The 12,945-nt window shown below is 54.4% G+C and carries 7 protein-coding genes; 3 read left to right on the top strand and 4 right to left on the bottom strand.

Features of this window, described 5'->3' with window-relative positions:
• Window positions 1-87 precede the first annotated feature (87 nt).
• A complete protein-coding gene (ubiG, locus tag AFL22_RS10560; RefSeq protein WP_010671459.1) occupies window positions 88-813 on the bottom strand; it encodes a bifunctional 2-polyprenyl-6-hydroxyphenol methylase/3-demethylubiquinol 3-O-methyltransferase UbiG in 726 nt (241 codons plus the stop codon).
• A 177-nt stretch (window positions 814-990) separates the two neighbouring features.
• On the opposite strand from ubiG, the gene gyrA reads away from it, so the two are divergent.
• Window positions 991-3,663, top strand: coding sequence for a DNA topoisomerase (ATP-hydrolyzing) subunit A (gyrA, locus tag AFL22_RS10555; RefSeq protein ID WP_022625068.1), 2,673 nt, complete (start codon window positions 991-993; stop codon window positions 3,661-3,663).
• Between the two features lie 693 nt (window positions 3,664-4,356).
• Window positions 4,357-7,209 carry a two-component system sensor histidine kinase RcsC gene (rcsC, locus tag AFL22_RS10550; RefSeq protein WP_052271376.1) on the top strand — a complete coding sequence of 951 codons (2,853 nt, stop codon included), beginning with the start codon at window positions 4,357-4,359 and terminating at the stop codon, window positions 7,207-7,209.
• 54 nt (window positions 7,210-7,263) lie between these two features.
• Here rcsC and rcsB read toward each other — a convergent pair whose 3' ends face one another.
• Genes rcsB through AFL22_RS10535 form a run of 3 tightly spaced genes read right to left on the bottom strand, consistent with a single transcriptional unit; the run spans window position 7,264 to window position 11,747 of the window.
• Window positions 7,264-7,914, bottom strand: a complete 651-nt coding sequence (gene rcsB, locus AFL22_RS10545) for a response regulator transcription factor RcsB (protein ID WP_009089068.1) — start codon at window positions 7,912-7,914, stop codon at window positions 7,264-7,266.
• Window position 7,915: 1 nt separating this feature from the next.
• A complete protein-coding gene (gene rcsD, locus AFL22_RS10540; RefSeq protein WP_010248389.1) occupies window positions 7,916-10,573 on the bottom strand; it encodes a phosphotransferase RcsD in 2,658 nt (885 codons plus the stop codon).
• 19 nt (window positions 10,574-10,592) lie between these two features.
• Window positions 10,593-11,747, bottom strand: a complete 1,155-nt coding sequence (locus AFL22_RS10535; RefSeq protein WP_022625065.1) for an MFS transporter — start codon at window positions 11,745-11,747, stop codon at window positions 10,593-10,595.
• A gap of 738 nt (window positions 11,748-12,485) precedes the next feature.
• On the opposite strand from AFL22_RS10535, the gene AFL22_RS10530 reads away from it, so the two are divergent.
• On the top strand, window positions 12,486-12,945 hold a 460-nt coding region (locus tag AFL22_RS10530; RefSeq protein WP_156311592.1), incomplete at its 3' end, for a BapA prefix-like domain-containing protein.

Here is a 12,945-nt window from a genome sequence, read left to right as displayed (position 1 = left end):
CCTCTGGCGCGGTGAGTGCTGTGACCGGCACAGGGAGAACGGGCGCAGAAGAGGAAATGCCCGCCCTGATTCAGGCGGGCGGGTCACTCAGACGGCGCGGTGGGTGTGCACCATATAATTCACGTCAGTGCCGGGAGCCAGTTTGAATCGGTTAGTCACCGGGTTGTAATGCAGGCCAATGATGTGGCGTTCACGCAGGGCCGTTTCATCGACCCAGCCCAGTAGTTCGGAAGGACGGATAAATTTCTTCACGTCGTGAGTGCCGCGCGGCAGCATGCGCAACACATATTCCGCACCAAATATCGCCAGCAGCCAGGCTTTTGGATTGCGGTTCAGCGTAGAGAAAAAGACTTCGCCGCCGGGTTTGACCAGCTTCGCACAGGCGTGAACGACTGAGCGCGGATCCGGCACGTGCTCCAGCATCTCCATGCAGGTCACCACATCATATTTTCCGGCGTGCTGCTCCGCATGCTCTTCGACGGTCTGCTGCACGTAGTCCAGCGTCACTCCGCTCTCCAGAGCATGCAGGCGCGCCACGGCCAGCGGTTCCGCGCCCATGTCCAGACCCGTGACCACGGCACCTTCACGCGCCATGCTTTCGGCTAAGATGCCGCCGCCGCATCCGACGTCGAGCACGGTTTTACCGAATAAGCCGTTGCTGTGCTGCGCGATATAGCCCAGGCGCAGCGGGTTAATGCGGTGCAACGGTTTAAATTCACCCTCCAGATCCCACCAGCGCGAGGCAACGGCCTCAAACTTGGCAATTTCCTGCGCATCGACGTTCTGCTGATGATTCTGCGGTTGTGCATTCATTGAATCGTAACTCCTGACAAAATGTGCCCACAGTATAAACGCTTAACCGCAGATGGCACACCTTTCAGGCGCAAGGAAAAGCGGGTGAAATCGGTGGTTAGCGTTCACCAGAGCATTGCAGTGTGATATACTTTCGCACCTTTAAAATCCGGGATTAAGTAGAGGGATAGCGGCTCCATGAGCGACCTTGCGAGAGAAATTACACCGGTCAATATCGAAGAAGAATTAAAAAATTCTTACCTCGGTTACGCCATGTCGGTCATCGTTGGCCGAGCTTTACCCGATGTGCGTGATGGCCTGAAGCCGGTTCATCGTCGCGTACTTTTTGCGATGAGTGTACTGGGAAACGACTGGAACAAACCCTATAAAAAATCTGCCCGCGTCGTCGGTGACGTTATCGGTAAATATCACCCGCATGGTGATTCCGCCGTTTACGACACCATTGTACGTATGGCCCAGCCTTTCTCCCTGCGTTACATGCTGGTGGACGGACAAGGCAACTTCGGTTCCATCGACGGCGACTCCGCCGCGGCGATGCGTTATACCGAAATTCGCATGTCGAAAATCGCCCACGACCTGTTAGCTGACCTGGAAAAAGATACCGTCGATTTCGTACCGAACTACGACGGCACTGAGCAGATCCCTGAAGTTCTGCCGACCAAAATCCCTAACCTGCTGGTGAACGGCTCTTCCGGTATCGCCGTAGGTATGGCAACCAACATTCCGCCGCATAACCTGCGTGAAGTGATTAACGGCTGCCTGGCTTACATTGAAAATGAAGACATCAGCATTGAAGAGCTGATGGAGCACATTCCGGGGCCTGATTTCCCGACCGCCGCTATCATCAATGGTCGCCGTGGCATCGAAGAAGCGTACCGCACCGGACGCGGTAAAATTTATATTCGTGCGCGTGGCGAAGTGGAAGCCGATGCTAAAACGGGCCGCGAGACCATCATCATTCATGAGCTGCCGTATCAGGTTAACAAGGCACGCCTGATTGAGAAGATTGCGGAGCTGGTGAAAGAGAAGCGTGTCGAAGGCATCAGCGCACTGCGCGATGAGTCTGATAAAGACGGCATGCGTATCGTGATTGAGATCAAGCGCGATGCGGTCGGCGAAGTCGTGCTGAATAATCTCTATTCACTGACCCAGTTGCAGACCTCGTTTGGTATCAACATGGTCGCCCTGCATCAGGGTCAGCCGAAGATCATGGCGCTGAAGGAGATTCTGGACGCCTTTGTTCGCCATCGTCGTGAAGTTGTGACGCGTCGTACTATCTTTGAACTGCGTAAAGCACGCGATCGTGCGCATATCCTGGAAGGTCTGGCGATTGCGCTGGCGAATATCGATCCTATCATCGAGCTGATTCGTCGTGCACCAAACCCGGCAGAAGCGAAAGCGGGTCTGATTGCGCAGTCGTGGGATCTCGGTAACGTGTCAGCGATGCTGGAGCGTGCCGGTGATGACGCCGCCCGTCCGGAGTGGCTGGATCCACAATATGGCATCCGTGATGGTCAATACTATCTGACCGAGCAGCAGGCTCAGGCGATTCTGGATCTGCGTCTGCAGAAACTGACCGGTCTTGAGCACGAGAAGCTGCTGGATGAGTATAAAGCGCTGCTGGAGCAGATCGCTGAGTTGCTGCGCATTCTGTCGAACGCGGACCGTCTGATGGAAGTGATCCGCGAAGAGCTGGAGCTGATGCGTGATCAGTTCGGTGATGAGCGTCGCACAGAGATTACCGCCAACACGGCTGACATTAATATCGAAGACCTGATTAATCAGGAAGATGTTGTGGTGACATTGTCGCATCAGGGCTATGTGAAGTATCAGCCGCTGACCGACTATGAAGCGCAGCGTCGTGGTGGTAAGGGCAAGTCAGCCGCACGTATCAAAGAAGAGGACTTCATTGATCGTCTGCTGGTCGCCAATACGCATGACACGATTCTTTGCTTCTCCAGCCGTGGCCGTCTCTACTGGATGAAGGTTTACCAGCTGCCGGAAGCAAGCCGTGGCGCACGTGGACGTCCAATCGTCAACCTGCTGCCGCTGGAAGCCAACGAGCGTATTACGGCGATTCTGCCGGTACGTGAGTATACCGAAGGCTTTAATATCTTTATGGCGACCGCGCTCGGTACCGTGAAGAAGACCGCACTGAAAGAGTTCAGCCGTCCACGCAGCGCGGGCATTATTGCCGTGAATCTGCGTGACGACGATGAGCTGATCGGTGTGGCGCTGACCAACGGTAACGATGAAGCGATGCTGTTCTCAGCGGCCGGTAAAGTGGTGCGCTTTGCAGAAACCGCAGTCCGTGCGATGGGTCGTACCGCCTCTGGCGTACGCGGCATCAGACTGGCTGAAGGCGATCGCGTTGTGTCATTGATTGTGCCGCGTGAAGAGGGTGCAATTATGACCGTGACGCAGAATGGTTACGGCAAGCGTACGGCCAACAGCGAATACCCGACCAAGTCGCGTGCGACTCAGGGTGTTATTTCAATCAAAGTGACCGAACGTAATGGTCCGGTGATTGGCGCCGTTCAGGTCGTTGATGGCGATCAGATTATGATGATCACCGATGCCGGTACGCTGGTGCGTACCCGCGTTTCAGAAGTCAGCGTCGTGGGTCGTAATACCCAGGGTGTGATTCTGATTCGTACCGCAGAGGATGAGAACGTCGTAGGTCTGCAGCGTGTTGCCGAGCCGGTTGAAGAAGAAGAGCTGGATTCAATCGACGGTAGCGTGGCGGAAGGCGAGGAAGATATCGCGCCGGAAGCAGAGAACGACGATGAAGAGATTGCGCCGGAAGCGGATGCAGAAGACGAAGACGACGCGGCTGAAGACGAAGAGTAATTTGTCTGGCGTGAGCTGAGGTTCGTTGCAGAAACGGCAGGTCAGGGGAAACCCGGCCTGCCGTTTTTTTTGTGTGATGGGGAAGGAGCAGGGAGCTTAGGGCTGGTTGCTGGTGGCTGGTGGCTGGTGGCTGGTGGCTGGTGGCTGTGAGTTGGGAGCCGCCGAAAGGCCCACTATGCCCGATCGCAAAGGATTCCCGCATCCATGCGGATCGGCCACGCCATCGCGGGCCAGACGCTTTGCTCTTCGGGCATAGCAGGCCTTTCTTGTTGGGGTTGTGATGTCGCTTTGATGGGATGGGCGTGTTGTTTGAGGTCTTAGAGGCGGGTCGGGAAAATGGCTGATGGCTGTGAGTCGGGAGCTGCCGAAAGGCCTGCTGTGCCCGATCGCAAAGGATTCCCGCATCCATGCGGATCGGCCACGCCATCGCGGGCCAGACGCTTTGCTCTTCGGGCACAGCAGGCCTTTCTTGTTGGGGTTGTGGTGTCGCTTTAAGGAGATGTGTGCGTGCATTTGTTTGAGGGGGAGAGGCGGCGACTTCTTCCTAAGATAAAGATGTTGCTTTGGCTATCTTAAAAGATTCCCAAACCGCCCGCTAAGCCTGCGGCTGGCTGGCTTTTTACGCCCGATAAAGCTAGTGTATGGGCATTAAAAATCGATGATGCGACTAACCTTGCCAACTGCGAGTTACCTTTGAAATATCCTGTCTCTTTCCGCACTACGCTTCGCATCTCGCGCTATCTTTTCCGCGCGCTGGCGCTGCTAATCTGGACGCTGGGCGCCGTTCTTACTGCGTTTTACATTATCAGCGTGCTGCACAATAAAGAGACGCAGGTTCGGCAGGAGTTTGCCAGCAACTACGGCACGATACAGTGGTATGTGCGCCATTCGGCGGACATGATGCGTGAGCTGAAATATATCACCGAGAACCGCTTAACCAACGCCAGCAGCGGTCTGGATGTGCTGACCGGTATGATGCCAGGCAAAACATCTCAGCCGCAGTTTACGCCCCTGTTTTCGGATGGCGACTGTACCTCGATGAGCAATACCTGGCGCAACTCGCTCGATTCACTCAGTTACTACATCAATTACTGGAAAAGTAACTTCGCCTCATCGTATGAGCTGAATCGGGTGTTCTTTATCGGTGGCGAGAGTCAGTGTCTGGCCGACTTCACGATTGGCAGCAGCAATGCTGACCGGGAACGCAGCCTGAAATCGCTGCGTGAGAATGTGCTGCGCTATCGCAATAGCAGCGAAGAAGATCGCCGCAATCCGATGTACTGGATTAACAGCAGTGCTCAGCCAGGCGTCGGAACCTTCTTTATGGTGGTGCCCGTCTACGTTGCTAATAAGTTACAGGCGCTGCTGGGCGTCGAACAGAATATCCGGCTGGATGAGTTTATTCAGCCGGGCAGCCTGCCGATTATCGCGTCCATTACCGATGAAAATTATCGTCCACTGCTAAATTCGCGGCGCGGCGGGCTGGGCTTCTCGCTCGATAGTCTTCCTGATGATAAAACCTGGTTCGGATACCTGAATGGTTATCGTCAGCTGGTTCTGAAAAAGCCGCTGCCGCCTTCCGATCTTAACGTGGTGTGGTCGATATCTACCGACGTGATGGTGGATCAGCTCAAGCTGATGATCATTAATGCGCTGCTGCTCAATATTTTCAGCGCTGTCATTCTGTTTACCCTCGCCTGGCTGTTTGAGCGCCGGATGTTCCTGCCGGCGGAGGAGAACGCGCACCGGCTGGAAGAGCACGAGCAGTTTAACCGTAAGATTGTCGCCTCTGCGCCGGTCGGGATCTGTATTTTACGCACCAGCGACGGCACCAATATTCTGAGTAACGAGCTGGCGCACAATTATCTGACGTTGCTGACGCAGGAAGATCGCCTGCGGCTGAATGAGATTATTGGCGGGCAGCAGGTCAACTTTGTCGATGTGCTCACCGGCAGTAATACCAATTTGCAAATCAGCTTCGTGCATTCACGCTATCGTAATGAGAACGTGGCGATTTGCGTGCTGGTCGACGTCTCGGCGCGCGTGCGGATGGAGCAGTCGCTGCAGGAGATGGCCCACGCGGCAGAGCAGGCGAGCCAGTCAAAATCGATGTTCCTTGCCACAGTCAGTCACGAACTGCGCACGCCGCTTTATGGCATTATCGGGAATCTCGATCTGCTGCAGACCAAAGAGCTGCCCAGCGGTATCGACTCGCTGGTGACGGCGATGAACAACTCCTCCAGCCTGCTGCTGAAAATCATCAGCGATATTCTCGACTTCTCAAAAATCGAGTCAGAGCAGCTGAAAATTGAGCCGCGTCCGTTTGCACCTCGTGAAATCGTGACCCACATCGTCGGCAACTATCTGTCGCTGGTGGTGAAGAAGCGGCTTACGCTCTACTGCTTTATTGAACATGACGTTCCGCAGGTGCTGGACGGCGATCCGCTGCGTCTGCAGCAGGTGATCTCTAACCTGCTGAATAACGCGATTAAGTTCACGCATACGGGCTGTATTATCCTCCACGCTTACGTTGCGCAGGGCTATCTGGCATTCCGCGTCCGTGATACTGGCGTCGGCATTCCGGCAAAAGAGCTGCCACGCCTGTTCGATCCCTTCTTCCAGGTGGGAAATGGCGTGCAGCGTAATTTCCAGGGCACCGGGCTGGGACTGGCGATCTGTGAAAAGCTGATCAATATGATGGATGGCGACATCGAGGTCGACTCAGAGCCAGGCATGGGCAGCCAGTTTATTGTGCGTATTCCAATCTACAAAGGCCAGAAGCCGTCACTGATGCTGCTGGAGGATTTACAGGATAAGAAAATCTGGCTGGCGATGCGTAACGAGTACCTCGCGGAATTTATTACGCGTCAGATTCAGCAGCAGGACATTCAGGTCGCGGAGTATAACGGTAAGCCTGGCCATGACGATGTGGTGATGACCGATTACGAACTGGATATTGATGTTCCGCTGCGGGCACTGGTCACTTTCGATGGATCGCATGTGGATATGCCGCGTGAACGTCAGCCTGGCCGCTGGATCCACTCTACCGCCACGCTGCATGAGGTTCCGGCGCTGCTGGCGCGCATCTATCGAATCGCACTGGGCAACGACGCCGCAGATGCGCTGTTGCTGGCCGCGCCGGTAGAAGAGAAAGTGCATAACGATGACATCATGGTGCTGATTGTCGATGACCATCCGATTAACCGCATGCTGCTGTCGGAACAGCTCGGCACGCTGGGCTATCAGGTGAAGACTGCGCAGGATGGCGTTGATGCACTTAATGTACTGAGTCGTAACGAGATTGATATCGTACTCACCGACGTGAACATGCCGAATATGGATGGTTATCGCCTGACGCAGCGGTTGCGTCAGCTGGGCCATCTCTTCCCGGTGGTTGGCGTGACGGCGAATGCGCTGGCGGAAGAGAAACAGCGTTGCATGGATGCGGGCATGGATAACTGCCTGTCGAAACCGGTGACGTTAGATGTGCTGAAAGTGACGCTGGCAATCTATGCTGATCGGGTACGTAAAACGCGGATGGGGTAGGGCAGGAAAGGGCAGAGGCGAGGCGGTGCAGGCTGCACCGCCTCAGGAAGTAACTTAGTCTCTTTCGACCTGAGTCTGGCTGACAGACGACAGGTAGTTCAGCAGTGCGATATCGTTATCCACGCCCAGTTTCATCATCGCTGATTTCTTCTGGCTACTGATGGTTTTGATACTGCGGTTCAGCTTCTTGGCAATCTCGGTGACCAGGAAACCTTCTGCAAACAGACGCAGCACTTCGCTCTCTTTCGGTGACAGGCGTTTGTCGCCATAACCACCCGCGCTGATTTTCTCCAGCAGTTTCGCAACGCTTTCCGGCGTATATTTCTTGCCTTTCTGCAGTGCAGCCAGTGCCTTTGGCAAATCGGTAGGCGCGCCCTGTTTCAGTACAATCCCTTCGATATCGAGATCAAGCACTGAACTCAGAATCGCCGGGTTATTGTTCATGGTCAGAACAATAATCGAGAGATCCGGGTAGTGGCGTTTAATATATTTAATCAGCGTAATACCATCGCCATACTTCTCACCTGGCATAGAGAGGTCGGTGATCAGGACGTTGGCGTCAAGCTTGGACAGATTATTGATCAGTGCTGTTGAGTCTTCGAACTCACCTACAACGTTAACCCATTCAATTTGTTCCAGAGATTTTCGGATACCGAAAAGGACAATTGGATGGTCATCGGCAATAATTACGTTTAAGTTATTCATCTTATTGGTTACCTTGCTGCAGCAGTTGATTGACGTAAGCGTCAATATCACTGGTGGTATTTGTAATGTTTGAATCGTCACACGCTTTAATGTGGTGTTCTAACTCTTCACAAAGCTGTTTGCCGGGAGTCAGATTGAGCATGGCAAACACGCCCTTTAGGCGATGCGCTGTCTGAGCAAGCGAGGCGTAGTCCTTTTCCGCCGACTCAGTATACAGCCTCTTCACATCAACCGGTACTGTCTCCGTAAACAGCTGGAAATAGCCGCCGCTCATCAATGGCGTGGCCGCGTCGTCTTCCGTGTCGTTATCCATCACATCATGCGACAGTTGCTTCTCTATCAGTGCCAGCAATGCATCCAGCAGCGCATTACTGAGATTGAAATTGACCCGATACTGCTGGTCGTTCAGTGCATGATGCCCCAGTTCATCTTCCGCCAGCAGCAGTGCCCAGCCGCTAAGCTTTGATGGATCGTCGGTCACCAGCACATCGTGATCCTGACCGGAAATGCGCTCGTCGGGTGTCAGACAACGCGCTCCCCAGTTTTCCAGATGGCGGCAGACAATTTTATGCACGTCCTCCACGGTGATCTCCACCAGCGCGGTAACGCCATCCAGAATTTTTTCCTCTTCTTCTTCGCGCTTCTGCTCCAGCACCAGCGGCAACTGCATGTTGTAGCGCGTGCCGATATCCGCTTTTGCCACGATATCCAGGCTGCCACCCATCTGCTTGCAGAGCTGCTTACAGAGGAAGAACGCCATGCCAGAAGCCTGTCCGTAGCGATCCTGACTGGTATCACCCAGGAACGGGAAGTCGACATTGGCCAGTTCATCCACCGTCAGGCCCGCACCGGTATCCACCAGTTCGATAATCAATCTATCGGCCTGCTTGTCCGCAGCCTTAACTTCCAGGGTGATTTTCCCCCAGCGGGTGGTGGTCAGGGCGTAGTGCATCAGCGTGGTCAGCACCTTACGCAGGGCGCGACGGTCGCCAAAGCGCGTCTCATCATTAGCCAGGTGATTATTCACCACCAGCGACAGCCCTTTGCGGCGCATCAGCGGCAGGCTTTCCAGCGCGATCTCATCCAGCAGTTCCTGCAGGTTAAAGACGGTCGCATCGGGTGACCAGTCGTGCGCCTCAAGCCGGTTCAGCAGCACGATATCATCCACCAGCCGCGCCAGCCCCTGACTCTCATCGAGCAGATCCAGCACGGTCTCATCGGCATCACGCTGGCTGAGCTGTACCAGCTGCGTCACCATCTTCTCCAGGGGTTGATTCAGCGCATGGCCCAGATTGTGCAGCAGCTGCTGTCGCATCTGATGGTTACGATCCAGCACCTGCTGCGCTTTTTGCAGCTTCTTATTCACCAGCAGCTCGCGATCCTGGTCACGCATCATAAACAGCTGGGTATGCGGCGACAGCACGCTGCGGGCGTGGCGAATCTCATACACTTCGTTATTAATGGTGGCCTGCAGCACGCCCTGATGCTGGTCGGACATATTAATGATCTTCTGCAGATTGAGGTGAGGCAAAAGATGTTCAGCAATCTTATTGCTCAGCAGGGTGCGGTTGCTGGCAAAGTCATACACCAGCAGACCGACCGGCAGACTGGCCACTATCTCTTCATTCAATACCCGCAGCGAATCGAGTTCAGCGCTCTGGTTCTCGCTGGGACGCAGCGACTGCTGGCGCAGCAGTACGATACCCGCCAGTGAAAGCAGGAACAGCAGCAGGTTAATCAGCAGCGGCCAGAGCAGATTATGCAGGGTGTCGATAATCAGACGGCCAATCGGCACCTGATAAACCAGCTGCAGCGAGGTACTGGGCAGGGTGGCCGTAATCTCGATATTGGGATTAACCAGTGAGATGCGGGTATTTTCCACCTCCTGCTGTTCACTGCTGCTGGCAGGCATTGAGCTGTCCTGACGCAGCTGGAAATTTTCCAGCGGCATGTTCTGCGGAACAATATCGTTAACCGGCAGATCAAAGGCGACCACCGTGGCCAGATGGCCTGGCTGGTTAAAGGTGGTACGCAGCGTGAAATAGTGATCGTTCTGGAAGGCGAGGTGGCGCAGCGGTGAGAAACTCTCGCGCTCATCGAGCGCATTCGCCTGCTGCAACATCTCAGCACGACGACCATCGACCATTGAACTGATGGCGCTCTCTTTATAGCGCGTCGCCATATCTTTCAGCGGCAGGGTCGAGATCATAATCAGGCTATTGTCCTGACCATTTAAAAAGTACATCGACCAGGTGGGATTTTCTGCGCCCCACAGCGTGTCGAGATAGTTCGACATCCGCATGGTCATGTCCAGCGTGCTGCTGTCATGTGAGCCGAAAATCAGCGCTTCCGTTTTACGCCGGGTTTTTTCCAGGTAGTAGACGTCAGGACGCAGTCGCGTCTCCTGCAGGTTACTGCCGGGTGTTGCACCTGCCGCACTGGTAGAGAGGTTTTCATAGATCTGCCAGGTGGCAAAGCGATAGGCATCAATGCGCTTCTGAACGTCACGAGCCAGATCGTCCATGGCATAGCGCTTCCCGGTCAGCCAGGCATTCACCGAGTTATGCACCATAAAGCCCAGCGCCAGCAGGAGCACCAGATTGAAAACCACAAAAAAGCGGGTGACGTTGCCGGAGGTCAGTGGAAACTTATACAACATAGCGTGTCAGGTACCTGAATTATTGCGCAACTTTTCGCGCACTGGCGGCTACCGCTAACAGCAACAGGGCGATCGCTAAAAATGCGCCGCTGAGGCTGATCCATTGCGAAATGAATCCGATTAAAGCCGGACCTGAGAGAATACCCGCATATCCCAGCGTTGTCATGGCAGAAATCGCCAGGTTCGCAGGCATATCCTGTTGATTCCCGGCAGCATTGAACAACATCGGCACCGTGTTAGATAAACCAAAGCCGACCAGCAGGAAAGCCAGCAGGGCGATCTCCGGCCACGGCAGCCAGACGGCCAGACTCATGCCCGCGGCGGCGGTCAGCGCGCCGGTCAGCATCACCGGGTAGCGACCAAAACGCTGGATGATCTTATCGCCGCTAAAACGGCCCAGCGTCATCGCCACGGAAAAGACCGCATAGCCCAGTCCGGCCCAGGCGGGTGACATCTCCGGGTTCTGCAGCAACAGCAGCGCGCCCCAGTCCAGCACGGCCCCTTCCGCCAGGAACAGGATAAAGCAGAGCAGGCCAAGAAACGCGACCCAGCCGCGTGGGATCACCAGCCAGGGTTGATCGGGCTGATGCAGGCGTTCATTCATTAAGACCGGCAGTCGCCACAGCAACAGCAACAACATCACTGCCATTACCACCAGCGTGGCGGCCAGTGGTGAAAAAGACTGGCTCAGCAACAGGCTGACCGTGCCCGCACCCAGAATCCCACCAAGACTAAAGAAGCCATGGAAGCCGGACATCATCGGTTTATCCGCCGCCTGCTCAACCTGAACCGCCTGATAATTCATCGCCACATCCAGCATGCCCAGCCCGGCGCCAAACAGCATCAGCGCAGCCGCCATGACCAGATGAGAGTCAGCCGTGGCCAGCAGCGGCATCATCATCAGCACTAACAGGGTAGAGAAGCACATCACCCGACGGCAGCCAAACCGCGCCACCAGTGTGCCGGTCACCGGCATCGCGGCCAGCGAACCAATACCCAGACAGAGCAGTAACGCGCCCAGTGATGCACCGCTGAGCTGCAGACGATCGCGGGCAAACGGCACCAGTGGAGCCCAGGCTGACATTCCTAAGCCATTGATCAAAAAGATGGTGCGTGTGCCCCAGTTCAGGCGGCTCTGATGTTTGTTTTGTTGTGCAGCGTCCAGTGCGGTCATAGGTCAGATTCATCAATGGTAAAGCGGAAAAGTGTAGCACTGGCCGTGAGTCAGTGGTCGTTGCGCCTCTTATCAGGAAGGGGGCAGCAACATGGCATAAATGACAAAACCGGGAGTTTACCGACTTTTGTCGCGCTGCGAATTTTTTCCAGAACTTTCCTGGCATGACCACCGCCCCGCAGAATGACTTAACTCAAATTTCACTGTCGTTTTTCAACGACTTGCTGCTGAAAAATCGGATCAGGGCCACTGATAAATGATGGCTGAATCGCTTAATGAACAAATTTTTTTTACTGCCCTGATGTTCCGGTAGTGGTGGTTTTTTAACCTTTTCGCATCATTTCCGGAAACAGTCAGCAATAAATTGACATGTAAAAACAAAGGCAAAGCGGATTTTATGAAAACCTTTTTTCAAGTGAGGCTTATGTAATGAAGATTAAACCATAATGAAATCTGTACATTGAAATTGTTTTTTAACACGGCTACGCTAAAAGTTAATCTGTCAGAAACGTTACATTTTGCGTGAGTCTGTACAAGTAAAACTAACAATAATAGCGTCACTCGCCACTCTTATTAGGGACGCGTGACCAGCTTTGGCTTTGCCGTTTCGACATACACCAGGTTAAGACATCTTCTGATCTTCAGAAGGTGAAACTATGTGTGAACACTGTAAGCATAAAATAATTTTATGTTTATAGATTCAGTATATTAGCTAATCTGGTGGAGTAGAGGTTACAAATGGCAGAACTCACGCAAGGCCGTGTAGACATTATCTCGCGCGAAAACGGCACACTCATCTCGCAGTCCGTCAGCGGTTCGTCACAATCCATTAACCTCACCGAGCCCAGCGTCGTGCGCATCAGCGGCACCCGCGACATGGTGACGCAGTATGAGCGCCAGGGTAACGATCTGGTGCTGCATATGCGCGACGGCAAGACTGTCCGCTATCAGAAATTCTTCCTCGACGACGCCGATGGCCAGCACAGCGAACTGGTGTTCGATGATGGCGTCAACCCACCGGAACACGCGCTCTTTCCGCAGACCGCAGAAGGGGCTGAACTCGCTTCCACGTCGGTCACGCCAACCTATGAATCACTTGACAGCGTAGAGCCGCTGCTGCTGGCAGATAACGCCAACACCTCGATGGGTGTGATAACGGCGGGCGGTCTGGGTGGTGCTCTCTTTTTCCCGTCTGGCC

The sequence above is a fragment of the Pantoea sp. CFSAN033090 genome, assembly GCF_001264395.1.
In the GTDB taxonomy this organism is placed as follows: Bacteria; Pseudomonadota; Gammaproteobacteria; order Enterobacterales; family Enterobacteriaceae; genus Pantoea; species Pantoea agglomerans.
Note: the sequence above shows the minus strand (reverse complement) of the source record. Positions and strands in the feature narration are given on the sequence as shown.